Here is a 24,127-nt window from a genome sequence, read left to right as displayed (position 1 = left end):
TTTAATTTACCATGTGTAACAAATATAGTTCATTTTATAGAACTTTTGCAAGATCACCACTATAGTTTTTGGATATAATATATCGTTTGAAAGTTGTAAAATTAAGAACTGTATTAAAATACCTCAAATGATCACCAAAACCTCACAGATATTGAAAACCTATGAGGTTTAATAATGAACTCGTTTAAACTTTTTGAATTTGCTAAAAAATTGCTGTTTTTAGCTCTGTTTTTATCTTTTTTTCCTTCCGTAGCACTGCTATGCAACTCAAAAAAGCTTTCAACATATCTAAAAACTTCTAATGTTCGCTTAAATCCAAAAAGTTTAAATGAGTTCAATTAAAAACATAAGAGTATTATACTTTATATGCCTTTTCCTGAGGGAAAAAAGCAGTTTTCCCTAACGTTTCTTCAATACGCAGTAGCTGATTATATTTCGCCATTCTATCTGATCGCGACACAGACCCTGTTTTAATTTGCCCGGTATTGAGTGCGACTGCTAAATCTGCAATTGTATTGTCCTCTGTTTCTCCGGAACGATGACTCATGACCGAGGTATATCCTGCGTTCTTAGCCATATTTACAGCAGCTATTGTTTCTGTAAGTGTACCTATCTGATTTACTTTAATCAATATCGAATTTGCAATTCTATTTTCAATTCCTCTGGATAAACGTGTTACATTCGTGACAAATAAGTCATCTCCTACCAGTTGTACTTTATCTCCTATTTTGTCAGTTAAATATTTCCATCCTTCCCAGTCATTTTCATCCATCCCATCTTCAATAGAGATGATTGGATAATTTGCTGCTAATGTTGCCAAATAATCAGCTTGTTCCCGACTTGTTCTGATCTTACCGGCTGTTCCTTCAAATTTTGAATAGTCGTATTTTCCATCGACATAAAACTCTGCAGCTGCACAATCCAATGCAATCATGATCTCTTCTCCAAACACATATCCGGCATTTTTAACGGCTAAAGCAATCGTATCCAAAGCATCTTCTGTTCCGTCTAAGGTGGGGGCAAATCCTCCTTCATCTCCTACCGCCGTAGACAAGTTTCTATCGTGTAACACTTTTTTCAGGTGATGAAAAATCTCAGATCCCATCTGCATTGCTTCTGTAAAAGTTTTTGCTTTTACCGGCATGATCATAAATTCCTGAAACGCTATTGGAGCGTCCGAATGAGAACCTCCATTGATAATATTCATCATAGGTACCGGCAGTGTATTTGCAGAAACTCCACCTACATATCTATATAAAGGCATTCCCAGTTCATTTGCTGCAGCCTTGGCTATGGCTAAAGAAACTCCCAAAATGGCATTGGCTCCCAACTTAGATTTGTTAGCGGTTCCATCTAAGTCAATCATTAATTGATCGATCCGGTTTTGTTCAAAAACTGAAACTCCCAACAACTCTTGAGTAATTAATATATTTACATTCTCAACTGCTTTTAAAACTCCTTTTCCCATATAGGTTTCTCCATCATCTCTTAACTCCACTGCTTCATGTTCTCCGGTTGACGCCCCGGACGGAACGGCTGCCCTACCCATAATTCCACTCTCCGTAGTTACATCTACTTCTACCGTTGGATTTCCTCTCGAATCAAAAATTTGACGTGCATGAATGTTAACTATACTACTCATTTCGCTATTGTTTTTAATGTTTTGAGACCTTTGCAAAATAGTGATACATTCCGTATTTGAATTGATTTGACTTCAAATTTCTTCCTTTCCTAAAATTTTAAATCCTCAAAACCAACAGGTTACTCCGGTTCAAAATTTTCTTCGGGCGTCGAACTTTTTTGTCAAATCAATTCTGCAAAGGTCTCGTTTTAGTATCTTTTTTACGAATGCTAATGTACACAATAAGAAATATTTTTCCCGATAAGAAGTGGCATTTATTACGAAAACGATTTCTATTGGTTAAACCCGGATTATACATTAGAACTTCGTAATGAAGGTTGAAAGTCGCAAAGTGTAAAAGTTCTTCCGTTGACACAAAATACTTATAGTTGAACCAATATAAAATGTCATCATTTAAATATCTATTGATCCTAGGGCCAAGAACTATAGCTGTCTTTATTCTTAATTCCAGTAGCAAAGCGGTCTTGTTTTAAAATGTATCTACAGCTCTTATTTATGTCAAGTTATTTTGATTTGGCTATATGTACTGAATACTCCTAAAAAAAACCCACTCCTAAGAGTGGGAAAATTGCTATGAAAAAGAAAGTGATATAAATATCACCTGATTACAAAAGTAATTCGTATTTGGATGCTTACCAAAAAAAATCGTTAGAAAGCTATTATTTATAGATGAATGGTAAAAATAGCCCTAAAATATAGAAATAAGCAATAATACGTCTATTTCTTTTGTTTTTTAATATTCTCAATGAATTGATCAAACAGATATTCCGCATCACTGGGTCCCGGGCTTGCTTCAGGATGGTATTGAACTGAAAAACAATTCTTATTTTTCATTCTAATACCTGCTACCGTATGATCGTTTAAATGTATATGAGTAATCTCTATATCAGGATGTGCCTCTGTTTCTTCTTTATCAATAGCAAATCCGTGATTTTGAGAAGTAATTTCTCCTTTGCCTGTAATTATATTCTTAACAGGATGATTAATTCCTCTATGTCCATTGTGCATTTTATAAGTTGAAATTCCATTTGCCAGTGCAATCACCTGATGCCCCAAGCATATACCAAACAGAGGCAAGTTTCGTTTCATAATTTCTTTCGCCACATTTCGTGCATCTTTTAACGGTTCAGGGTCTCCCGGTCCATTTGAAATAAAATAGCCGTCAGGGTTAAATGCTTCCAATTCTTCAAAACCGGCATTGTATGGAAATACTTTTACATAAACCTCTCTTTTTACTATATTTCGTAATATGTTCTTTTTTATTCCAATATCCAAAGCCGCCACTTTATAAGGTGCGTTTTCATTCCCTATATAGTAAGGTGTTTTTGTAGACACTTTGGATGCTAGCTCCAAACCTTCCATATCTGGCGTATCGGCTAATTGAGATTTCAATACATCTATATTGTCTATATCTGTAGAGATGATCGCATTCATAGCTCCTTTATCTCGAATGTGGGTTACTAATGCTCTGGTATCTACATCAGAGATAGCTACCAAATTGTGTTTTGTAAACCAGTCGGCTAAATTTCCATCGGCACCTGCCCTTGAGTGTGAATAACTGAAATTTCTACATACCAAACCTGCAATTTTAATCCCCTCGGACTCTACTTCTTCATGACGTATTCCATAATTTCCTATATGTGCATTGGTAGTTACCATTAACTGCCCATAGTAAGACGGATCTGAAAAAATTTCCTGGTAGCCCGTCATCCCCGTATTAAAACAAATTTCACCGGTAGCTGTTCCTTTGACACCTACGGATCTTCCATAAAAAATAGTTCCGTCCGATAATAAAATCAACGCTTTTGTTCTATGTTTATATTTCATAATTTGCAACAAAAAATATTAAAAACTTATTTAAGTTGAGAGTTATAGTAAGTAAAAATGTGAATGACATCCTTTTCATCTCTAAAAGATAGCTTCTGTTTTTTAGCATATTTTTTAACTATTGTGAAATTTTCTTTACCAAAAACTTTTACAATTCCTTTTTTATTAAGTTTTAACTTATTTATCTCGTCATTTATAAGGTAGTAATACATTTCTTTATGAGCATATTTATCAGATGAGATTTTACTCTGGGAAATCGGGTCTTTTGCTCCGCTTACAATAACAAGTTGATATGATTTTAAAAAAGAGTACATTCCTTCAAACGGGTGCATAACATTTTGTCGTTTTAAGCAGCTTTATTTTTCTCAGTACAGATTAGGTTAACTACTTTGTTCCATTTATCACTCAGTTTAGTTGTTCTTAATGTGAGCATATTTTGAGCTCCAATTTTAGACCAACGTTGTCCAGAGAGTTTCATTCTTTTTTGAACAACCTCCCTGTTAGCTGCTTCTATGGCTCCAGATCCTATAATACCTGCTCCTGTATTTTGATATTGCTGATAGTCCATACGCGACCTATTTTCGGTATAATATGTGATAAGTTGGCTTTGTTGTTTACGTTGATTTTGCTTTGTCAATTCTAAGTTTTTGATATTCTCAATGACTTGATTTACTTGACTGTTTTTTAGTAGTTGCTCCTGTTGACCAACCCAACTGTTATATGACTCTTGATTAGAGAGACAAACCTTAGCAAAATCGTGTAAATGTTCTAAAGCATGATACCAATCCAATATTTGTGTGGCAAAAGGGTAATGTTGATCTACCCATTTCCATATCCATCTAGCACCATCACCAACAAAAATCAGTCGCTTATCAATACTCCTGTAACAGCCTAAGTATCTATCCATTCTATCTGTAAACTTATCAGCTTTGCCTAAATATGCTTCATACAACGAATGGCGTATCCATCCACGTTTATTTGATATGTCCATACAGCTACTCTGTTTAAAAATTCTGCCTAATTTTACTTCTTTCCAAGCCTCTTCCCGAGTGAAAAGCATCGACCCATCGACCATAGCATATATGCACTCTTGGTTATCTACCTTAAGAATATCAGGTTCAACGGCATCAACCTCCAATACTTTTTCTTGCTCTAATAAACCACCATAAAAGTCTGTGACTCTGTAAAGCTGCATCGCATTGACTGAAACACCTAGAAGATTCGATAAAACTTCATGACCATCTCCATAACAATCGTTTTGACCAATATAAATCATTTTGTCTTGCATATAGGGACTTATCTTAAATCCATTGACTTTTTCACTAAAGGGATGAGTGTTGTTAATCTCTATCTTTCCGTAACGTGATAAGTTTTTTTTTACGCCTGTCTTTAGATGGTTCGCTTATACTTCTCTCTAAAACCTCTCGACCATAGTCCGTCCATATTTGATCAAAAGTCTTTTCGTAATCATAGTAACTCTTTATGTTTGATAATTTTGCTATCGCTTGATAACGCTTCTTGGCTTGGGCTAAAAATTCCTCTTCGCTAATCATAATGGTGTCGCTTTTAAAAGTTAATCCTTAAAAATAACTATTTCGCGACAAAATGTTATGCACCCCTTCAAACTTCAAACAGCATTACGTAATATATCCCATCTATTTTTTTAAATCTCTGCCCTTCAAATAATATTTCGGTGATTTTTGTATCATCTATAACTGCCAGAGAGCCATTTTGTTTTTTTACAATAAACCCACTATTCTTTATATCATAGATCGCTTCGGGATATGTTATTTTTTCACGATTCACTGTTACCATCAAAGGCTTAAATTCTTTTGTAAGGTAGATAGAACCTTCTATCGTTTCTTCGTAATTCGATTTTAATTGATCAGATTTCAGGTAATTACCCTCATTAACAATAGAAGGTAAGTTTTGTGAACAGACAGGGTTCGTCATAAAAACAAATAGTATCAAACTACATATTAAAATTTTATAATTTATTTTTTTTGACATAAAGAACTTTTCTCCTTCCGTAGCACTGCTATGCAACTCAAAAAAGCTTTCAACAGAGTTAAAAACTTCTAATTTTCGCTTACATCCAAAAAGTTTAAATGAGTTCATAAAAAAAGGATAAGCATTTACGTTTATCCTTTTTATATAATTTGATATCACCTTCATATTATTCTGAAGTTTCTTTAGTGGTCGTTTTTTCTACTTCTACGGCCTCTCCTTCTGCTACAGGTTCATTGGTCGTTTTTTTACTTCTACTCCTACGAGTTGATTTCTTGGCTTTCTTCCCTTTGGGATTATACAATTCATTATAGTCAACTAATTCCATCATTGCCATCGGGGCATTATCTCCCTGGCGGTTTCCTAATTTAATAATACGTACATATCCTCCCGGCCTGTCTGCAATTTTAACAGCTATTTCTTTAAATAATTCCGTTACTGCATACTTGTTTCTCAAATAGCTAAATACAACTCTTCTATTATGTGTTGTGTCTTGCTTGGATTTTGTTAACAGCGGCTCAACAAACACCCGTAAGGCTTTTGCCTTGGCTACGGTTGTGTTAATTCGTTTGTGCTCTATTAATGAACAGGCCATATTTGCTAACATTGATTTTCTATGAGCCGTTTTTCTACTTAAATGATTAAACTTTTTTCCGTGTCTCATTGTTTTTTAGATTTTAGATGTTGAACTCGTTTAGATTTTTTGAATTTGCTAAAAAATTGCTGTTTTCTGCTCTGTTCTTGTCTTTTTTTCCTTCCGTAGCACTGCTATACAACTCAAAAAAGCCTTCAACAGATCTAAAAACTTCTAATTTTCGCTTAAACCCAAAAAGTCTAAACGAGTTCGTTAGATGTTAGATTAGATACTAGATTTTTTTGTTCTATTTTGTTGAAAATTGTTTTCATTTTAATCTTTAAGTCTATACCTTTTATTCTATTATCTACATTTTTTAATCTCTATCTAATTTATATTTTGTTAAATCCATTCCAAAATTTAACCCCTTAACATTTACCAGTTCTTCCAATTCAGTCAATGATTTTTTACCAAAATTTCTGAATTTCATTAAATCACTCTTATTAAAAGATACTAAATCTCCTAAGGTATCTACTTCAGCTGCTTTTAGGCAATTTAAAGCTCTAACAGACAAATCCATATCGATTAGTCTTGTTTTTAATAATTGACGCATGTGCAACGATTCTTCGTCATATGTTTCAGTCTGAGCTATTTCATCGGCTTCTAAAGTAATCCTCTCATCTGAGAATAACATAAAGTGATGAATTAAGATTTTAGCTGCTTCTGTTAATGCATCCTTTGGATTTATAGACCCATCCGTATCAATATCAAAAATTAGTTTTTCATAGTCTGTTTTTTGTTCTACACGGAAATTTTCAATGGCATATTTTACATTCTTTATCGGAGTGTAAATGGAGTCCGTAAAAATAGTACCAATGGGTGTTCCGGGGCTTTTATTTTCTTCCGCAGATACAAATCCTCTACCTTTTTCTATGGTAAGCTCCATGTTTAATTTTACAGAGGTATCCATATTACAGATTACCAAATCAGGGTTTAATACCTGAAATCCTGATATAAATTTTTGTAAATCACCCGCGGTTAATTGTTCCTGTCCGGACACTGCAACAGATACGGTTTCTTTATCAGTTTCATCAATTTGCTTTTTTAAGCGTACTTGTTTTAGATTTAAAATAATTTCAGTTACATCTTCTACGATACCCTCAATGGTAGAAAACTCATGTTCTACACCATCAATCCTTAAAGATGTAATTGCAAAACCTTCCAAAGAAGACAACAATACTCTTCTTAAAGCATTCCCTACCGTTAAACCAAACCCTGGTTCAAGAGGTCTGAATTCAAATCTCCCAGAAAAATCTGTAGATTCTACCATGATGACTTTATCGGGCTTTTGAAAATTTAAAATTGCCATAGTGTGTTTATCAGAATTATTTAGAGTATAACTCTACGATTAATTGTTCTTTGATATTTTCGGGGATTTGTATTCTCTCAGGGGATTTCACGAAAGCTCCTTCTTTCTTATCTGCATTCCAGCTTAGCCATTCATAAACAGTATGGGAAGATGCTAATGAATCCTCAACAACCTGCAATGATTTCGATTTTTCTCTTACGGCAACAATATCGCCTTCTTTTAAAGAGTATGAAGGAATATTTACAATTTCTCCATTTACGGTAATATGCCTGTGAGATACGAATTGACGTGCTCCTCTTCTGGAATTTGCAATACCAAAACGATATACTACATTATCCAAACGAGCTTCACACAATTGTAATAAAACTTCTCCTGTAATTCCTTTAGAGCGAGATGCCTTCTTAAATAAGTTACTAAACTGACGCTCCAATATACCGTATGCATATTTTGCTTTCTGCTTTTCCATTAATTGAACAGCATATTCGGATTTCTTTCCTCGTCTTTTGTTATTTCCATGCTGTCCCGGAGGGTAATTTCTTTTTTCGAAACTTTTGTCTTCGCCAAAAATCGCTTCGCCAAACTTACGAGCAATTTTAGTTTTTGGTCCTGTATATCTTGCCATTTTTAACTAGTTATGATAGGAATTATGAATTAAGGCTATTCCTTCGATAATCTAAATTCCTATCTATTAAAATTTATTATACCCGTCTTCTTTTTGGTGGACGACAACCATTGTGCGGAACCGGAGTCACATCGACAATTTCGGTAACTTCAATCCCTGCATTGTGAATAGACCTGATAGCAGATTCTCTACCATTTCCAGGCCCTTTCACATACACTTTTACTTTGCGCAAACCAGCTTCATGAGCAACTCTGGCACAATCCTCTGCAGATAACTGAGCAGCATAAGGGGTATTCTTTTTAGAACCTCTAAAACCCATTTTCCCTGCCGACGACCAGGCAATAACATCACCTTTCTTATTAGTTAAAGAAATAATAATATTATTGAATGATGCATGAATATGTGCTTCTCCAATCGATTCTATAATTACTTTACGTTTTTTTGAACTTGTTTTTGCCATAATTTTATAGTTGTTAGTCGCTGTTTATAAGTTGCCAATATGCTTTCAAAGAATACCATTGTACTAAAAGTTAACCACTATTTTATTATTTTTTCTTATTCGCTACTGTTTTCCTTTTACCTTTTCTTGTTCTGGAATTATTTTTAGTTCTCTGGCCTCTTAAAGGTAATCCGGCTCTGTGTCTGATTCCCCGTTGGCATCCTATATCCATCAAGCGTTTAATGCTCAGCTGAACTTCAGATCGTAACTCGCCTTCTATAGTATAGGTACCTGCTTGTTCTCTAATTGCTGCTATTTGATCATCAGTCCAATCCTGAACTTTAATGCTTTCGTCAACTTTTGCATTTGCTAAAATTTCTTTAGCTCTGCTCTTTCCTATACCAAAGATATAAGTTAATGCAATAACTCCTCTTTTGTTCTTCGGAATGTCTATACCTGCTATTCTTGCCATATTAAAATTAGTTTTAGTAGTTTGGTATTGGGGTTAAAAATTTTAACACTTAACCACTACTTTATCCCTGTCTTTGTTTAAATCTGGGGTTTTGTTTATTAATTACATATAATCTGCCCTTCCTACGTACAATTTTACAATCTGCACTTCTTTTTTTTACGGATGCTCTAACTTTCATTTTTCTTTACGTTAAAAATTTAAAAGTTGTAAAGTTTAAAAGTTGTGAGGATAGCTTTACAATTTTTTACTTTACAAACTTTGCAACTAGTTTTTAATATCTATAAGTAATCCTTGCTTTTGATAAATCATAAGGACTCATTTCTAATTTTACTTTATCCCCCGGTAATAATTTGATATAATGCATACGCATTTTACCGGATATATGAGCTGTTACAATATGCCCATTCTCTAATTCCACACGAAACATCGCATTTGATAATGCTTCTGTTATGGTTCCATCTTGTTGAATCGCCGGTTGCTTTGCCATATATATTATTTAGATAATTTTCTATTGCCACTACTTCCCGTTTTCATTAAACCGTCGTAATGACGATTTAATAAGTACGAATTTACTTGTTGAATGGTATCTATAGCAACACCTACCATAATAATTAATGAAGTTCCTCCGTAAAACAATGACCAGTTTTGTTGAACGCCAAATTGAACGACAATTGCCGGTAGTATGGATAATGCTGCTAAAAATAAAGACCCCGGAAAGGTTATTCTGGACAATACGCTATCTAATCTTTCAGCGGTATCTTTTCCCGGCCTGATTCCCGGTATAAATCCGCCGGCTCTTTTCAGGTCTTCTGCCATTTTGTTAGTAGGAATAGTAATTGCAGTATAAAAGAAACTAAATATGATAATTAATAGTGCAAAAACCACATTATACCATAATCCGTTGATGTTTTGTAAATCATTCAAAACAGGAAATTTCTTCGCTAATGCCAACGGTAAAAACATAATGGCCTGTGCAAAAATGATGGGCATTACACCTGCTGCATTTAGCTTTAATGGAATATAATCCCTGGAACTTGTTGCATTTTGAATGTTGCCTACTCTTGTTCTTCTGGCATACTGCACCGTAATTTTACGAACTGCAGTGACTAACAATACGGTCAATAAAATAATGACAAACCAAACAATGATCTCAATTAAGATCATCATAATTCCGCCTGCTCCGGCTCCGGTGGTTTTAGAAACTAATTCCTGAACAAAAGCTGCAGGGAAGTTTGCAATAATCCCCACGGTAATCAATAGCGATATTCCGTTTCCGACACCTTTATCGGTAATACGCTCTCCTAACCACATCGCAAAAATGGTTCCTGCCGTCAGGATAATCATAGAAGATAACCAAAACGTTGCTCCGCCGACTAAAAATGCTTCCGCCGGTAATCCGAAAGAGTTTTGGATGGTTGCAATATATGTTGGGCCTTGCACCAATGTAATAGCAATGGTAAGCCATCTTGTAATCTGCGTAATTTTTTTTCTGCCACTTTCTCCATCCTTCTGCAGTTTTTGTAAATAGGGCACGGCAATCCCCATTAATTGTACAACAATAGACGCAGAGATATAAGGCATAATACCCAATGCCATTACTGAAGCTCTGGCAAAAGCTCCTCCTGTAAATACATTCAATAAGCCTAAAAGTCCGCCTCCTTCAGTACTTTGTTTTAGTGCTGTTAATTGCGTAGGGTCAATTCCCGGCAAAGGAATCTGAGCCATAAAACGATATACGGCAATTAAACCAATGGTCAGAAGAATTCTATTCTTTAATTCTTCTATCTTCCAAATATTTTTTAATATATTTATAAAATTCATCATAGGTGTAAATTTTATAAAGTAACTGCTTTTCCACCGACAGCCTCAATAGCTGCTTTTGCATTTGTAGTAAATTTATGTACGGTAACAGTCAATGAAGCTTTTAATGCTCCGCGACCTAAAATTTTCACTAAATCGTTTTTACCCACAACATCATTAGCAACTAAAATCTCCAAATCTACCGTATCGGCAATTTTCTTATGATCAACTAGTTCTTGTAATGTATCCAAATTGATCCCAGCATATTCCTTGCGGTTTATATTCGTAAAACCAAACTTAGGCACTCGTCTTTGAAGCGGCATTTGACCTCCTTCAAATCCAATTTTTCTGGAATAACCCGAACGGGATTTTGCCCCTTTATGACCCCTGGTAGCTGTACCGCCTTTTCCGGATCCTTCTCCTCTGGCAATCCTTTTACTCTTTTTTACAGAACCTTCTGCCGGTTTTAAGTTATGTAAATTCATCTTATATCTCGTATTAAATTTCTTCTACAGAAACTAAATGTTTCACTTTATTTATCATACCCATAATGGTAGGGCCGGCTTCATGTTCTACAGTTTGGTTCATTTTTCGCAAACCTAATGCTTCAAGAGTTCTCTTTTGCTTCTGAAGATGCCCTATTTTACTTTTTACCTGTGTAACTTTAATTTTTGCCATCGTCTTAGATTTACCCGTTAAATACCCTTTCCAGAGAAATACCTCTTTGCTTTGCAATCACCGCAGCACTTCTCAATTGCAACAGTGCATCAAAAGTAGCTTTTACCACATTATGAGGATTCGATGATCCTTGGGATTTTGACAATACATCGTGAATCCCTACAGATTCCAACACAGCACGCACAGCGCCACCTGCAATAACCCCGGTACCGTTTGAGGCTGGTTTTATAAATACTTTAGCTCCTCCGTATTTTCCTTTTTGTTCATGAGGCAGTGTACCGTTTAAGATTGGAATTCTTACCAAATTTTTTTTCGCGTCCTCCACGGCTTTTGCAATTGCCGAAGAAACATCTTTGGATTTTCCCAAACCATGTCCCACAACACCTTTTCCATCACCTACAACTACAATGGCAGAGAACCCGAAAGCTCTACCTCCCTTTGTAACTTTAGTAACACGTTGTACACCTACCAACCTGTCTACAAGCTCTAATCCGCTTGGTTTCACTCTTTCTACGTTTTTATAACCTTGCATAATTATTAAAATTTTAAACCGGCTTCTCTGGCAGCTTCTGCCAATACTTTAACTCTGCCATGATATAAATACCCGTTTCTGTCGAAAGCGACCGTTTCTACCCCGGATTTGGAAGCTTTTTCTGCTATCACTTTTCCGACCGCAGCAGCGGCTTCGGATTTAGAAGTCGTCTTAATGTCTTTATCTCTTGATGAAACGCTGGTAATCGTTATCCCATTTACATCATCTATCAATTGTGCATAAATCTCCTTATTACTTCTAAATACAGATAATCTCGGTTTAGAAGCAGTTCCGGAAATAATCTTTCTGATCCTGTACTTAATTCTGGTTCTTCTTTCAAGCTTTGATAATGCCATAATCTAATTATTAGTTCTGAATTTTGAACGTTGAATCGTTTTAAAAGAACTTTGAAAGTTCCAATTTTCAACTTTCCAACTCATACAATTATGCAGATTTACCTGCTTTTCTTCTTATTTCTTCACCTACAAACTTAATTCCTTTTCCTTTATAGGGTTCCGGTTTACGAAAACTACGGATTTTCGCAGCTACCTGACCTACCAATTGTTTGTCATGAGAAGTCAATTTAACTATCGGGTTTTTTCCCTTCTCCGAAACAGTCTCTACTTTTACTTCGGGAGCTAATTCCAGAACAATACTATGAGAAAAACCTAATGCCAGATCCAACTTTTGTCCTTGGTTAGAAGCTCTGTAACCCACACCTACCAGTTCCAATTCTTTGGTAAATCCTTTATTTACTCCTGCTACCATATTACTAATCAGGGCTCTGTACAATCCATGTTCAGCTTTGTGTTTTTTACTTTCCGATGCTCTTTCTAAAGTAAGAGTAGCATCTTCAACTTTCAAAGTAATTCCTTCGGAAATTTCCTGGGTCAATTCTCCCAACTTTCCTTTTACAGTTACCGTTGTTCCATTTATATTAACTTCCACACCTTGTGGAATACTAATTGGGTTTTTTCCTATTCTACTCATCTTCTTAATAGTTTAATAAACATAGCAGATTACCTCTCCTCCGACATTTTCCTGACGCGCTTTTTTATTAGTCATCACCCCTTTAGAAGTAGAGACAATAGCAATACCAAGCCCGTTTAACACCCTGGGCATTTCCTTTGCACTGACATATTTACGCAACCCCGGCGTACTAATTCTCTGAATCTTTCTGATGACGGACTCTTTTGTATTCCTATCATATTTTATGGCAATCTTAATAGTACCTTGAACCGTACTATCATTAAATTGATAGCTTAAAATATATCCCTGATCAAATAAAATTTTAATCATTTCCTTCTTCAAATTTGAAGCAGGAACTTCAACTACTCTGTGTCCTGCAGAAATTGCATTTCTAATTCTGGTTAGAAAATCTGCGATTGGATCTGTATACATATATTTAGTTTGCGGTTTTGGTTTTTAACAATCTCTCTATTGTTTCATTTTAATCGCTAAACCTGAAACCAATTAATAATTTTAATTTACTTACCAGCTTGCTTTTTTTACACCTGGTATTAATCCTTTATTTGCCATCTCGCGGAACGTTACACGAGAAATCCCAAACTGGCGCATATACCCTTTTGGTCTTCCTGTTAGTTTACAGCGATTGTGCATTCTAATCGGAGAAGCATTTTTCGGCAACTTTTGCAATGCATCATAATCTCCGGCTTCTTTCAAAGCTTTTCTTTTTTCTGCATATTTAGCAACCGTTTTTGCTCTTTTTACCTCACGAGCTTTCATTGATTCTTTAGCCATCTATTCGTTTTTTTTAAATGGTAATCCTAATTCTCCTAATAATGATTTTGCTTCTTTATCAGTGGCAGCGGACGTTACAAACGTAATATCCATACCATTGATTTTCTTTATCTGGTCTATGCTAATTTCGGGGAAAATGATTTGCTCGGTAATTCCCAAATTATAATTGCCTCTACCGTCAAATCCATTCGCTTTGATCCCACCAAAATCTCTTACGCGAGGCAGAGATGCCGTAATCAGTCTGTCTAAAAATTCATACATCTTATCACCACGTAAAGTAACTTTTGATCCAATTGGCATTCCCTTACGCAATTTAAAAGATGCAACATCTTTTTTAGATATGGTAGCAATTGCTTTTTGGCCTGTAATCGTTGTTAACTCATCTACGGCATAATCAATTAATTTCTTATCGGCTACAGCTCCTCCCACACCTTTGCTAACTACAATCTTTTGTAATTTAGGTACTTGCATGACACTCTTATAGCTAAATTCATCGGCTAGGGCTTTTACCACTCTGCTCTTGTATTCCTCTTTTAATCTTGGCACATAACTCATGATTATATTACTTTATCGGATTTTTTTGAAAATCTAACTTTTTTATCATCTTCCATTCTATACCCTACTCTTACTGCTTCACCATTTTCTACCAATCCTAAATTAGAGATATGAATGGAAGCTTCTTTTTTTACGATACCTCCTTGCGGGTTTTGAGCATTTGGTTTTGTATGTCTGGAAACTACGTTCACCCTTTCTACAAAAGCCCGGTTTTTATCTCTGAGGATTTGTAAAACCTTACCTTGGGATCCTTTATGATCTCCTGCAATCACTTTAACAGTATCTCCAACCTTGATTTTAAATTTTACCATCATCTATACTTTTTAAAGCACTTCGGGTGCCAATGATACGATCTTCATAAATTGTTTCTCTCGTAATTCACGAGCTACAGGGCCAAATACACGAGTTCCTCTCATCTCTTCAGTGGGGTTTAAAAGCACGCATGCGTTATCATCAAACCTGATATATGACCCGTCTTTACGCCTTACCTCTTTTTTAGTACGAACGACAACAGCTCTGGATACCTGGCCTTTTTTAACGGTTCCGTTTGGAGTTGCAGACTTTACAGTAACTACAATTTTATCTCCAACATCGGCATAGCGTTTTTTTGTTCCTCCTAAAACTCTGATTACCAGAACTTCTTTTGCCCCGGTATTATCTGCTACTTTTAATCTTGATTCTGTCTGTAACATATCATATTATTTAGCTCTTTCTAGAATTTCCACTAATCTCCAACGCTTGGATTTACTCATAGGGCGTGTTTCCATAATTCTGACGGTATCACCTTCATTGCAGTCGTTCTGCTCGTCATGTGCAACGTATTTTTTGGTTCTCAATACGAACTTTTCATACATTGGGTGTTTTACTCTCTTTATTTCCGAAACCACAATGGATTTTTCCATTTTGTTACTGGAAACAACACCTATTCTTTCTTTTCTAAGATTTCTATTTTCCATCTTTAAAACTGACTTAGAATTATTCGTTTTCTCTTTTGGTTAGCTCTGTTGCAAATTTTGCTACAGTTCTTCTTAAGGTTCTTAACTGCAATGGGTTTTCCAATGGAGTTATAGCGTGTGCCATCTTAAGATCAGTATATTTTTTTTTCAACACTCCGAGTTTCTCTTGTAAATCTGCTGTTGACAATTCTATAATTTCTGACTGTTTCATTTCTTTTATAATTTGAGCTAACCTTCTTCATTAAATCCGGTATTAGTCTCTTATTCTTTTTAATTAAAACCTATATCCCGTTTTAATTTCCATAATATTCAATCTTTCTTTCTTCTATGGAAACAGGTTTTCTAATATCTGTTTTTTCATCCGCTGTTACCTTTCTTACCCAATTGTTATGTGCATCATATTCATAGTTACTTCTGTATTTATATATTAGGCTTCCGTTAGACACATTTGCTGTTTTTTCCACTTCACTTCCATTTTCATCATATTCGTAAACAAACCTGTATACCAGTAGTTGAGCAACATTATACCAGCTCTTTTCCGTATTATTTCCTTTTTCATCATAGCTATAATTATATCTGTACTCCAAACTTCCGTCGGATTTATACCTGTTTTCTTTAGACAGCTTATTTTTTGTATCGTACTTATTAATTATTTTATACAACAAGCTATCTTTTGTGTCATAGCCGTTTTTTTCTATATTATTTCCCTCTGTGTCATATTTATAGACAAGTTTATATTCCTGTTTACTATCAAAATCATATGTCTTTTCTCCTGTTTTATTTCCTTTTTCATCATACTGATAAGTAATCTTAAACTCCGGATTCCCATCGAGCTTATTTTTAATAATTTCTATTAAGTTCCTTTTTTCATCATAAGAGTAAGTGTATTTGTGATTACGTTCCTTATTTGCAGGATAGCTCCAACGACTCTCCGTTCTGTTTCCTTTTGCATCGTATGTATAAAATATCTCCAATTCTTTATTTCCCGTTGAATCTATTTTATTTTCTTCAGTTCTATATCCTTTATCGTTAAAGTATATGGTATGTATACTAATTGGAGTCTCTCCGTCTTTTATAATCTCTCCAAATTTTTCTATGGGTTTATATGTTAGCAAACTAACCCTTTTTACTTTACCTTTTAATTTCTCTGCGGATACATCACTTTTTGCCTTATTATCATTGGCATCGCAACTGACCTGTATAATCACTAAAGAGAGTACCAAAAAAATAATAATTCGTTTCATTCTTTTCTAAGCTTGAAAATCTCTTGCTATTATAAATTTTGTCCTTACAGGAAGCTTTTGCGCGGCCAGGCGCAAGGCTTCTTTTGCAATATCCATTGATACGCCGCCAACTTCAAACAAAATTCTACCCGGTTTTACTACGGCAACAAAATGATCGGGCGCTCCTTTACCCTTTCCCATACGAACCTCCAACGGCTTCCTGGTAATGGGTTTGTCCGGAAAAATTTTAATCCAAAGTTGCCCTTCTCTTTTCATATAACGAGTTGCTGCAATACGAGCTGCTTCAATCTGGCGAGAGGTTAATAAATTCTGATCAAGAGATTTGATTCCAAACATTCCATTGGAAAGTCGATTCCCTCTGCCCGAAATGCCTTTCATATTCCCTTTCCCCTTTTGTACCTTACGATATTTTACTCTTTTTGGCTGTAACATTCTTTTACTTTTTATTTGCCGATTTGCTCAATCACCGAATCAATTATAATTCCCTATATCAAAAATCTATTTTCTCCTGTGAGGTTGGCGTTTTATAGCACCTGTACTTTTATTACTATGAATACTGGTTTGTTTTTTAGACAATCCTACTAATGGAGATAATTCTCTCCTGCCATATACTTCTCCTTTCATAATCCACACTTTCACACCTAACCTTCCGTAAGTGGTATGTGCTTCAACCAACGCATAATCAATATCTGCTCTAAATGTAGATAGTGGAATCCTACCTTCTTTGTAGTGCTCCGAACGCGCCATCTCCGCACCGTTTAAACGACCGGAAATCTGTATTTTAATTCCCTCCGCACTCATTCTCATCGTAGCAGCAATAGCCATTTTAATAGCTCTTTTATACGAAATTCTATTTTCAATCTGGCGGGCAATACCGGCTGCTACTAATTTTGCGTCAAGCTCAGGCCGTTTAATTTCAAAAATATTAATCTGAACTTCCTTATCTGTAATTTTCTTGAGCTCTTCTTTTAACTTGTCTACTTCCTGGCCTCCTTTACCAATAATAATTCCAGGGCGTGCCGTAGTGATCGTAACGGTTACCAGTTTGAGTGTACGTTCAATGATGATACGAGAAACACTTGCTTTGGATAACCTGGCATTGATATATTTTCTTATTTTCTCATCTTCAGCAATTTTATCGCCATAGTTCTTGCCTCCGTACCAGTTAGATTCCCATCCTTTGATAATTCCTAGTCGATTTCCTATCGGATTCGTTTTTTGACCCATTTCTACTAATGATTAATTACTGATATTTTTTGCACCCAACTCAATAGTAACATGATTTGATCTCTTACGTATCCTGTGAGCACGACCTTGCGGAGCAGGTCTTAATCGTTTTAACATTCCTGCGCTGTCCACACAAACAGATTTTACATACAACGCCGCATCTTCAATACTTGCATCTTCGTTTTTTACCTGCCAGTTTGCAATTGCAGATAATAATAATTTCTCCAGATTCCCGGATGCTTCTTTAGGGCTAAATTTTAAAATTTGAAGTGCTTTTTCTACTTCTATTCCTCTTATTTGATCTGCAACCAAACGCATTTTTCTCGGTGATGTCGGGCAGTTAACAAGCTTAGCAAAAACTCTTTGCTTTTTAACTTCTTTTAATTGGTTTGCCCTGTTTTTCTTACGAGTTCCCATTTCCTGATTTATTTTTTTCCTTTATTTTTTGCACCTGCATGCCCTCTAAATGAACGTGTTGGTGAAAATTCGCCTAATTTATGTCCTACCATATTCTCAGTAATATATACAGGAACGAACTGGCGCCCATTATGTACTGCTATTGTCTGGCCTACAAAATCAGGGGTAATCATACTTGCCCTGGACCAGGTTTTGATTACCGGTTTTTTTCCGGATTCAATATTTGCCATTACTTTTTTCTCTAATTTATAATGAACGTATGGTCCTTTTTTTAATGATCTTGCCATAATTTAGTTATTTCTTTCTACGCTCCAGAATATATTTATTACTTGCTTTGGTTTTAGATCTGGTTTTAAATCCTTTTGCAGGAATCCCGTTCCTGGAGCGCGGATGCCCTCCGGAAGAGCGTCCTTCTCCACCACCCATTGGATGATCTATAGGGTTCATTCTTACAGCGTTGGTTCTTGGCCTTCTCCCCAACCATCTGCTTCTACCGGCCTTTCCGGATACTATTAATTGATGATCGGAATTTGATATCACTCCAATGGTAGCCACACAGGTCAATAAGACCAATCTTGTTTCTCCCGAAGGCAGTTTCACAGTAGCATATTTACCTTCTTTTGCCATTAACTGCGCAAAAGAACCCGCAGAACGTGCCATGACAGCACCTTGTCCCGGCCGTAGCTCTATACATGAAATGGTGGTTCCCATCGGAATATCACTTAAAGGCATTGCATTGCCGATCTCCGGAGCAACCCCGGCACCGGAAATAATGGTTTGGTCTACTTGCAGGCCGCTTTGTGCAATCACATAACGTTTTTCGCCATCCGTATAATGTATTAAGGCAATAAATGCCGTACGGTTCGGATCGTACTCAATCGTTTTTACAATTCCGGGCACCTCTTTTTTATCCCTTTTAAAATCGATGATACGATATCTTCTTTTATGCCCTCCACCAATATTTCGTGTAGTCATTCTACCCTGATTGTTTCGGCCTCCGGATCTTTTTTTAGGAGCCAGTAAACTTTTCTCGGGCTTATCAGTTGTGATAGCATCGAACTCGTTGACAACTCTAAAACGCTGGCCCGGTGTTATCGGTTTTAATTTTCTAACTGACATGCTATCTTCTTTTACAAATTATTATAAAAATCAATACTATCTCCATCCTCTAACTGCACAATTGCTTTTTTATAAGCGCTTTTTGTACTCACCACTACCCCCTTTTTTGTGAACTTGGTAGTCCTTTTTAAAGGGTAGTTTAACGTTTTCACACTGGAAATTGAAACTCCGTATGCAGTTTCTACCGCATCTTTAATCTCTAATTTATTAGCTCTTTTGTCTACAACAAACGCATAGCGGTTGAATAGCTCGCTGTCGTTTGTTGCTTTTTCCGTAATAATAGGTTTTATTAAAATACTCATCCTATTTGCTTAAATTTGAATTAATTCCTGCCAAAGAGCTTTCGGAAATCACTATTTTATTTGCATTTAAAATATTGTAAGTATGTAGCCCTGAGCTACTTACAATTTTAGAAGTTTTTAAATTTCGAGACGACAAATATACATTATTATTCGATCCGCCCAATACAAACAATGACTTCTCAGTGTCTAAAGCCAGGTATTTTAGTACATTGACAAAGTCCTTTGTACTTGGCGTATCAAAATTAAAATCTTCGATGACTACCAAATTATTATCTTTTGCCTGAATACTGAGGGCAGACTTACGCGCCAAACGCTTTAGATTTTTGTTCAATTTAAAAGAATAGCTTCTTGGTCTTGGTCCGAAAACACGACCTCCTCCTCTAAATATCGGCGATTTGATACTGCCTGCACGAGCTGTTCCTGTTCCTTTTTGTTTTTTGATTTTTCTTGTACTTCCCATAACCTCTGCTCTTTCTTTGGCTTTGTGCGTTCCCTGTCTTTGATTTGCCAAGTACTGCTTTACATCCAAATAAATTGCATGGTCATTAGGTTCTATTTCGAATACTTCTTTAGAAAGTTCTGCCTTTCTACCCGTATCCTTACCATTGATATCTACAACTGCTACTTTCATTATTTCCGAATCGTTATATATGCGTTTTTATGGCCGGGGACTGCTCCTTTTACAACCAGTAAATTCTTTTCCGGAACTACTTTTAAAACTCGTAGGTTTTGAACCTTTACTTTTTTTCCGCCCATTCTTCCTGCCATTTTCATTCCTTTGAAAACCCTGGCCGGATAAGATGCGGCACCTATGGAACCCGGAGCTCGCAAACGGTTATGCTGACCGTGAGTTGCTTGTCCTACACCACCAAATCCATGACGTTTTACAACACCCTGAAATCCTTTTCCTTTTGAAATTCCCGAAATATCGACAAATTCACCTTCAATAAAATGGGCTACCGTAACAACATCTCCCAATGTATAGGTTTCTTCAAATCCTTGAAATTCGGTAACTTTCCTTTTAGCAGGCGTACCGGCTTTCTTAAAATGGCCTTCCAGAGGTTTGTTAATTCTTTTTGCTTTTTTGTCATCGAAACCCAATTGTAAGGCATCATAGCCGTCAACCTCTTTGGTTCTGACTTGGGTAACAATACACGGACCTGCTCCAATGACCGTACAGGGAATATTTTTCCCGTTTTCATCAAATAAACTGGTCATTCCGATTTTTCTTCCTATTAACCCGGACATATGTATTAGTTAAAGATTTACTATAATTTTATTTAAATATTGAAAGATTCAAAGAGTGAACATTTGTTCGTTTTCTGTTTAGGTTTTACTTTATTCATTTTCCTTTAAGTTCATTTCAAAAAAACAGGGTAAAAACAGCCTCCACCCCGAATCTATTTTTTTACCGTCTTTCCCTTGTCAACTGCTCGGGACATGTTACCAAAACACTTTTGGCGTGCATTCTCTATAAAAGTAACATCCTTATTTTACCGGCTTTTTACTTTTAGAGTGCGCAAATATACAAAAAAATTATACGCCTGCAATTTTATGTAGTTGAAAGGGGTGCATAACATTTTGTCGCGAAATAGTTATTTTTAAGGATTAACTTTTAAAAGCGACACCATTATGATTAGCGAAGAGGAATTTTTAGCCCAAGCCAAGAAGCGTTATCAAGCGATAGCAAAATTATCAAACATAAAGAGTTACTATGATTACGAAAAGACTTTTGATCAAATATGGACGGACTATGGTCGAGAGGTTTTAGAGAGAAGTATAAGCGAACCATCTAAAGACAGGCGTAAAAAAAAACTTATCACGTTACGGAAAGATAGAGATTAACAACACTCATCCCTTTAGTGAAAAAGTCAATGGATTTAAGATAAGTCCCTATATGCAAGACAAAATGATTTATATTGGTCAAAACGATTGTTATGGAGATGGTCATGAAGTTTTATCGAATCTTCTAGGTGTTTCAGTCAATGCGATGCAGCTTTACAGAGTCACAGACTTTTATGGTGGTTTATTAGAGCAAGAAAAAGTATTGGAGGTTGATGCCGTTGAACCTGATATTCTTAAGGTAGATAACCAAGAGTGCATATATGCTATGGTCGATGGGTCGATGCTTTTCACTCGGGAAGAGGCTTGGAAAGAAGTAAAATTAGGCAGAATTTTTAAACAGAGTAGCTGTATGGACATATCAAATAAACGTGGATGGATACGCCATTCGTTGTATGAAGCATATTTAGGCAAAGCTGATAAGTTTACAGATAGAATGGATAGATACTTAGGCTGTTACAGGAGTATTGATAAGCGACTGATTTTTGTTGGTGATGGTGCTAGATGGATATGGAAATGGGTAGATCAACATTACCCTTTTGCCACACAAATATTGGATTGGTATCATGCTTTAGAACATTTACACGATTTTGCTAAGGTTTGTCTCTCTAATCAAGAGTCATATAACAGTTGGGTTGGTCAACAGGAGCAACTACTAAAAAACAGTCAAGTAAATCAAGTCATTGAGAATATCAAAAACTTAGAATTGACAAAGCAAAATCAACGTAAACAACAAAGCCAACTTATCACATATTATACCGAAAATAGGTCGCGTATGGACTATCAGCAATATCAAAATACAGGAGCAGGTATTATAGGATCTGGAGCCATAGAAGCAGCTAACAGGGAGGTTGTTCAAAAAAGAATGAAACTCTCTGGACAACGTTGGTCTAAAATTGGAGCTCAAAATATGCTCACATTAAGAACAACTAAACTGAGTGATAAATGGAACAAAGTAGTTAACCTAATCTGTACTGAGAAAAATAAAGCTGCTTAAAACGACAAAATGTTATGCACCCGTTGAAAGTTTAAAAGTTTGAAAGTTTCAGGCCTTTTAAAGTAAGGGAAAAATAGTATTATTCTTTTTAGAAAAATAGTATTTTGCTGTCCGTTATCACACCCGATGGTGTTTTTTGGATAACCGATTGGATTATTCAATGAATTGAAAGATTGAAAGATTTCAAAAAAGTTAAACTGATATAAGTGTTTTTCTGTTAAATTTCGGATAAAAAATCCAACGTATTTATGCCGTCTGCATAATCCCATAACACCGGATATTGTGTCTGACCAAATTTCACCTCATTTTCTATAAAGTTTTTGGCCACTATGCATTGAATATGTGCTGCTTCCCGATGTAGTTTTATTTTGAGGTTGACAGGATCATCATAATACTCATAAAAAATACTGGCAATGGGAGATGCATGGCTTTTATCTTCTTTGATGATAAGAAAACCATTTTCCAGCATATCAAATGCACTCATCAGATACACCGCTTTGTTATAATCATAGTTATTCGCATATTTTCGATGGTTGATGATCTGATGTTGTTTATACATTCCTTTAAAAAAAAGGTCAAAATCAAAACTTTTGGGAACAAATAGTTTGGAAACACTTCTACAACCCAGTCCAAAATACCTGAAAATATCTTTGCTCAAATTTTCAAAGTCCTGCTCGGTTTCGTTCCCTTGTATGACCGCAACGGAATTTCTGTTTTTTCTGATAATACCGGGTTTGTTTCTGAAATAGTATTCAAAATAGCGGGCGGTATTATTGCTTCCGGTGGCAATGACTGCGTCAAAATGGTCGATTGTATCTTCGGTAAAAGTAATATTCTCTTTAAAAGATGCATTTACACTGGCCAGGTATTTGGCCAGGTAAGGTAATAAGTGCTTATCATTGGACGACTGCTTTACCAAAACGGCATGCCCGGAGATGAGTACGGATAAAAAATCATGAAAGCCTGTCAAAGGAATATTTCCTGCCATGATGATGGCTACTCTTTTGGAAGTGTTCTTTCCTATGTGTTTGCCGGATATCCATTTTTCCAGGTTCTCTTTTTGTAGGGCTTTCGCCCAATATGCTAAGGAAAACAGTATATTGTCTTTGGTAAACCATGCATTGTTTTCTTCTGCTAATGTAATTTGATGTTGAAAACCGTCAAAGAAAAGTTCGCTATAAGGTATTTTTTCTCTTTTTTGAATGCTTTTTCCCGAAAACCGGCTTAAAAAATTACCTAATTCCGAAAATGCACAGATGTTGTTTTGAATACTACTCATTTTTTTTTGGTTACTACTTTTTTAGGATGTATTTTTGCCAAAGTTACACAAACTAAAGAGAATCATATGGCAATAATCATAACGGATGAGTGTATAAACTGTGGAGCCTGCGAACCCGAATGTCCTAATACGGCCATTTACGAAGGTGCCGATGGCTGGAAATATGCTGACGGAACCGATTTGAAAGGAGCGATTGTTTTATCTAATGGGAAAACTGCAAATGCAGATGAAGAACAAGCTCCTGTTTCGGATGAGATCTATTATATAGTTGCTGACAAATGTACCGAGTGTAAAGGGTTTCATGAAGAACCTCAATGTGCAGCTGTTTGCCCGGTTGACTGCTGTGTTCCGGACGAGAACCATATAGAAACAGAAGAAGCATTACTGGCAAAACAGCGATTTATGCATACCGGGGGTGATGTTTGAAAAGTTTCAGGTTCTACGTTTCAGGTTAAAAAACACAAGC

Annotated in this window: 40 protein-coding genes; 3 read left to right on the top strand and 37 right to left on the bottom strand. The window is 35.8% G+C overall.

Going from position 1 to position 24,127, the window contains the following annotated elements; genetic code table 11:
* Nucleotides 1–131: 131 nt before the first annotated feature.
* The 36 genes from GKR88_05155 to rplC all read right to left on the bottom strand — a co-directional run bounded on the left by GKR88_05155 (nucleotide 132) and on the right by rplC (nucleotide 20,791).
* The gene (locus GKR88_05155; protein QMU63736.1) at nucleotides 132–338 is read right to left on the bottom strand and encodes a hypothetical protein; all 207 of its coding nucleotides are present in this window, start codon (nucleotides 336–338) and stop codon (nucleotides 132–134) included.
* 17 nt (nucleotides 339–355) lie between these two features.
* On the bottom strand, nucleotides 356–1,642 hold the full coding sequence (locus GKR88_05150) for a phosphopyruvate hydratase (protein ID QMU63735.1): 1,287 nt from the start codon (nucleotides 1,640–1,642) through the stop codon (nucleotides 356–358).
* 717 nt (nucleotides 1,643–2,359) lie between these two features.
* Complete coding sequence (gene carA, locus GKR88_05145; protein ID QMU63734.1) at nucleotides 2,360–3,469, bottom strand: glutamine-hydrolyzing carbamoyl-phosphate synthase small subunit; 1,110 nt, start codon at nucleotides 3,467–3,469, stop codon at nucleotides 2,360–2,362.
* Nucleotides 3,470–3,495: 26 nt separating this feature from the next.
* Nucleotides 3,496–3,801 (bottom strand): hypothetical protein, encoded by a 306-nt coding sequence (locus tag GKR88_05140; protein ID QMU63733.1) that lies wholly within the window; start codon nucleotides 3,799–3,801, stop codon nucleotides 3,496–3,498.
* Between the two features lie 14 nt (nucleotides 3,802–3,815).
* Complete coding sequence (locus tag GKR88_05135; protein QMU63732.1) at nucleotides 3,816–4,757, bottom strand: hypothetical protein; 942 nt, start codon at nucleotides 4,755–4,757, stop codon at nucleotides 3,816–3,818.
* A gap of 52 nt (nucleotides 4,758–4,809) precedes the next feature.
* A complete protein-coding gene (locus GKR88_05130; GenBank protein QMU63731.1) occupies nucleotides 4,810–5,022 on the bottom strand; it encodes a hypothetical protein in 213 nt (70 codons plus the stop codon).
* 67 nt (nucleotides 5,023–5,089) lie between these two features.
* Nucleotides 5,090–5,587, bottom strand: coding sequence for a hypothetical protein (locus tag GKR88_05125; protein QMU63730.1), 498 nt, complete (start codon nucleotides 5,585–5,587; stop codon nucleotides 5,090–5,092).
* Between the two features lie 58 nt (nucleotides 5,588–5,645).
* Nucleotides 5,646–6,140: a 50S ribosomal protein L17 gene (gene rplQ, locus GKR88_05120; GenBank protein QMU63729.1), complete on the bottom strand. Its 495-nt coding sequence runs from the start codon at nucleotides 6,138–6,140 to the stop codon at nucleotides 5,646–5,648.
* A gap of 286 nt (nucleotides 6,141–6,426) precedes the next feature.
* Nucleotides 6,427–7,419: a DNA-directed RNA polymerase subunit alpha gene (locus GKR88_05115; GenBank protein QMU63728.1), complete on the bottom strand. Its 993-nt coding sequence runs from the start codon at nucleotides 7,417–7,419 to the stop codon at nucleotides 6,427–6,429.
* A gap of 16 nt (nucleotides 7,420–7,435) precedes the next feature.
* Entirely contained in the window at nucleotides 7,436–8,041 is a 606-nt protein-coding gene (gene rpsD / locus GKR88_05110; protein QMU63727.1) for a 30S ribosomal protein S4, read from the bottom strand.
* Between the two features lie 76 nt (nucleotides 8,042–8,117).
* On the bottom strand, nucleotides 8,118–8,501 hold the full coding sequence (gene rpsK / locus GKR88_05105; GenBank protein QMU63726.1) for a 30S ribosomal protein S11: 384 nt from the start codon (nucleotides 8,499–8,501) through the stop codon (nucleotides 8,118–8,120).
* An 85-nt stretch (nucleotides 8,502–8,586) separates the two neighbouring features.
* Nucleotides 8,587–8,952, bottom strand: a complete 366-nt coding sequence (gene rpsM / locus GKR88_05100) for a 30S ribosomal protein S13 (protein QMU63725.1) — start codon at nucleotides 8,950–8,952, stop codon at nucleotides 8,587–8,589.
* A gap of 61 nt (nucleotides 8,953–9,013) precedes the next feature.
* Nucleotides 9,014–9,130, bottom strand: a complete 117-nt coding sequence (gene rpmJ / locus GKR88_05095) for a 50S ribosomal protein L36 (GenBank protein QMU63724.1) — start codon at nucleotides 9,128–9,130, stop codon at nucleotides 9,014–9,016.
* A 93-nt stretch (nucleotides 9,131–9,223) separates the two neighbouring features.
* Entirely contained in the window at nucleotides 9,224–9,439 is a 216-nt protein-coding gene (infA, locus tag GKR88_05090; protein ID QMU63723.1) for a translation initiation factor IF-1, read from the bottom strand.
* A 5-nt stretch (nucleotides 9,440–9,444) separates the two neighbouring features.
* A complete protein-coding gene (gene secY / locus GKR88_05085) occupies nucleotides 9,445–10,773 on the bottom strand; it encodes a preprotein translocase subunit SecY (protein QMU66646.1) in 1,329 nt (442 codons plus the stop codon).
* Between the two features lie 14 nt (nucleotides 10,774–10,787).
* Entirely contained in the window at nucleotides 10,788–11,237 is a 450-nt protein-coding gene (gene rplO / locus GKR88_05080) for a 50S ribosomal protein L15 (protein QMU63722.1), read from the bottom strand.
* A gap of 13 nt (nucleotides 11,238–11,250) precedes the next feature.
* Nucleotides 11,251–11,430: a 50S ribosomal protein L30 gene (gene rpmD / locus GKR88_05075; protein ID QMU63721.1), complete on the bottom strand. Its 180-nt coding sequence runs from the start codon at nucleotides 11,428–11,430 to the stop codon at nucleotides 11,251–11,253.
* A gap of 10 nt (nucleotides 11,431–11,440) precedes the next feature.
* Nucleotides 11,441–11,965, bottom strand: a complete 525-nt coding sequence (rpsE, locus tag GKR88_05070) for a 30S ribosomal protein S5 (GenBank protein ID QMU63720.1) — start codon at nucleotides 11,963–11,965, stop codon at nucleotides 11,441–11,443.
* Nucleotides 11,966–11,967: 2 nt separating this feature from the next.
* Nucleotides 11,968–12,318 carry a 50S ribosomal protein L18 gene (rplR, locus tag GKR88_05065; protein ID QMU63719.1) on the bottom strand — a complete coding sequence of 117 codons (351 nt, stop codon included), beginning with the start codon at nucleotides 12,316–12,318 and terminating at the stop codon, nucleotides 11,968–11,970.
* 88 nt (nucleotides 12,319–12,406) lie between these two features.
* Complete coding sequence (gene rplF / locus GKR88_05060; GenBank protein ID QMU63718.1) at nucleotides 12,407–12,952, bottom strand: 50S ribosomal protein L6; 546 nt, start codon at nucleotides 12,950–12,952, stop codon at nucleotides 12,407–12,409.
* Nucleotides 12,953–12,964: 12 nt separating this feature from the next.
* On the bottom strand, nucleotides 12,965–13,363 hold the full coding sequence (gene rpsH / locus GKR88_05055; GenBank protein ID QMU63717.1) for a 30S ribosomal protein S8: 399 nt from the start codon (nucleotides 13,361–13,363) through the stop codon (nucleotides 12,965–12,967).
* A gap of 90 nt (nucleotides 13,364–13,453) precedes the next feature.
* The gene (gene rpsN / locus GKR88_05050) at nucleotides 13,454–13,723 is read right to left on the bottom strand and encodes a 30S ribosomal protein S14 (GenBank protein QMU63716.1); all 270 of its coding nucleotides are present in this window, start codon (nucleotides 13,721–13,723) and stop codon (nucleotides 13,454–13,456) included.
* Nucleotides 13,724–14,278 (bottom strand): 50S ribosomal protein L5, encoded by a 555-nt coding sequence (rplE, locus tag GKR88_05045; GenBank protein QMU63715.1) that lies wholly within the window; start codon nucleotides 14,276–14,278, stop codon nucleotides 13,724–13,726.
* A gap of 2 nt (nucleotides 14,279–14,280) precedes the next feature.
* Nucleotides 14,281–14,589, bottom strand: a complete 309-nt coding sequence (gene rplX, locus GKR88_05040) for a 50S ribosomal protein L24 (protein ID QMU66645.1) — start codon at nucleotides 14,587–14,589, stop codon at nucleotides 14,281–14,283.
* A gap of 12 nt (nucleotides 14,590–14,601) precedes the next feature.
* Entirely contained in the window at nucleotides 14,602–14,970 is a 369-nt protein-coding gene (gene rplN, locus GKR88_05035) for a 50S ribosomal protein L14 (protein ID QMU63714.1), read from the bottom strand.
* A gap of 6 nt (nucleotides 14,971–14,976) precedes the next feature.
* Nucleotides 14,977–15,234: a 30S ribosomal protein S17 gene (gene rpsQ, locus GKR88_05030; protein ID QMU63713.1), complete on the bottom strand. Its 258-nt coding sequence runs from the start codon at nucleotides 15,232–15,234 to the stop codon at nucleotides 14,977–14,979.
* Between the two features lie 19 nt (nucleotides 15,235–15,253).
* The gene (gene rpmC / locus GKR88_05025; protein QMU63712.1) at nucleotides 15,254–15,445 is read right to left on the bottom strand and encodes a 50S ribosomal protein L29; all 192 of its coding nucleotides are present in this window, start codon (nucleotides 15,443–15,445) and stop codon (nucleotides 15,254–15,256) included.
* 82 nt (nucleotides 15,446–15,527) lie between these two features.
* The gene (locus GKR88_05020) at nucleotides 15,528–16,478 is read right to left on the bottom strand and encodes a hypothetical protein (protein QMU63711.1); all 951 of its coding nucleotides are present in this window, start codon (nucleotides 16,476–16,478) and stop codon (nucleotides 15,528–15,530) included.
* 6 nt (nucleotides 16,479–16,484) lie between these two features.
* Nucleotides 16,485–16,910: a 50S ribosomal protein L16 gene (gene rplP, locus GKR88_05015; GenBank protein ID QMU63710.1), complete on the bottom strand. Its 426-nt coding sequence runs from the start codon at nucleotides 16,908–16,910 to the stop codon at nucleotides 16,485–16,487.
* Nucleotides 16,911–16,976: 66 nt separating this feature from the next.
* Complete coding sequence (gene rpsC / locus GKR88_05010) at nucleotides 16,977–17,705, bottom strand: 30S ribosomal protein S3 (GenBank protein QMU63709.1); 729 nt, start codon at nucleotides 17,703–17,705, stop codon at nucleotides 16,977–16,979.
* A gap of 12 nt (nucleotides 17,706–17,717) precedes the next feature.
* Nucleotides 17,718–18,122 (bottom strand): 50S ribosomal protein L22, encoded by a 405-nt coding sequence (gene rplV, locus GKR88_05005; GenBank protein QMU63708.1) that lies wholly within the window; start codon nucleotides 18,120–18,122, stop codon nucleotides 17,718–17,720.
* Between the two features lie 8 nt (nucleotides 18,123–18,130).
* Nucleotides 18,131–18,409 (bottom strand): 30S ribosomal protein S19, encoded by a 279-nt coding sequence (rpsS, locus tag GKR88_05000; GenBank protein ID QMU63707.1) that lies wholly within the window; start codon nucleotides 18,407–18,409, stop codon nucleotides 18,131–18,133.
* A 7-nt stretch (nucleotides 18,410–18,416) separates the two neighbouring features.
* The gene (gene rplB / locus GKR88_04995; GenBank protein ID QMU63706.1) at nucleotides 18,417–19,241 is read right to left on the bottom strand and encodes a 50S ribosomal protein L2; all 825 of its coding nucleotides are present in this window, start codon (nucleotides 19,239–19,241) and stop codon (nucleotides 18,417–18,419) included.
* An 11-nt stretch (nucleotides 19,242–19,252) separates the two neighbouring features.
* The gene (gene rplW, locus GKR88_04990; protein ID QMU63705.1) at nucleotides 19,253–19,543 is read right to left on the bottom strand and encodes a 50S ribosomal protein L23; all 291 of its coding nucleotides are present in this window, start codon (nucleotides 19,541–19,543) and stop codon (nucleotides 19,253–19,255) included.
* A gap of 1 nt (nucleotide 19,544) precedes the next feature.
* Nucleotides 19,545–20,174, bottom strand: coding sequence for a 50S ribosomal protein L4 (rplD, locus tag GKR88_04985; GenBank protein ID QMU63704.1), 630 nt, complete (start codon nucleotides 20,172–20,174; stop codon nucleotides 19,545–19,547).
* On the bottom strand, nucleotides 20,174–20,791 hold the full coding sequence (gene rplC / locus GKR88_04980) for a 50S ribosomal protein L3 (GenBank protein QMU63703.1): 618 nt from the start codon (nucleotides 20,789–20,791) through the stop codon (nucleotides 20,174–20,176). The genes rplD and rplC overlap by 1 nt, the downstream gene beginning before the upstream one ends.
* A 384-nt stretch (nucleotides 20,792–21,175) precedes the next feature.
* On the opposite strand from rplC, the gene GKR88_04975 reads away from it, so the two are divergent.
* Nucleotides 21,176–21,388: a hypothetical protein gene (locus GKR88_04975; GenBank protein QMU63702.1), complete on the top strand. Its 213-nt coding sequence runs from the start codon at nucleotides 21,176–21,178 to the stop codon at nucleotides 21,386–21,388.
* Between the two features lie 52 nt (nucleotides 21,389–21,440).
* Entirely contained in the window at nucleotides 21,441–22,382 is a 942-nt protein-coding gene (locus GKR88_04970; GenBank protein ID QMU63701.1) for a hypothetical protein, read from the top strand.
* A 217-nt stretch (nucleotides 22,383–22,599) separates the two neighbouring features.
* Here GKR88_04970 and GKR88_04965 read toward each other — a convergent pair whose 3' ends face one another.
* Nucleotides 22,600–23,661, bottom strand: a complete 1,062-nt coding sequence (locus GKR88_04965) for an acyl-CoA reductase (protein ID QMU63700.1) — start codon at nucleotides 23,659–23,661, stop codon at nucleotides 22,600–22,602.
* Between the two features lie 66 nt (nucleotides 23,662–23,727).
* Between GKR88_04965 and GKR88_04960 the strand changes: the two genes are divergently transcribed.
* Nucleotides 23,728–24,087, top strand: coding sequence for a 4Fe-4S dicluster domain-containing protein (locus tag GKR88_04960; protein ID QMU63699.1), 360 nt, complete (start codon nucleotides 23,728–23,730; stop codon nucleotides 24,085–24,087).
* Nucleotides 24,088–24,127 lie beyond the last annotated feature (40 nt).

This window comes from Flavobacteriaceae bacterium, from assembly GCA_014075215.1.
Taxonomy (GTDB): Bacteria; Bacteroidota; Bacteroidia; order Flavobacteriales; family Flavobacteriaceae; genus Polaribacter.
The sequence above is the reverse complement of the archived record's forward strand: the minus strand, read 5'-3'. Positions and strand labels throughout refer to the sequence as shown.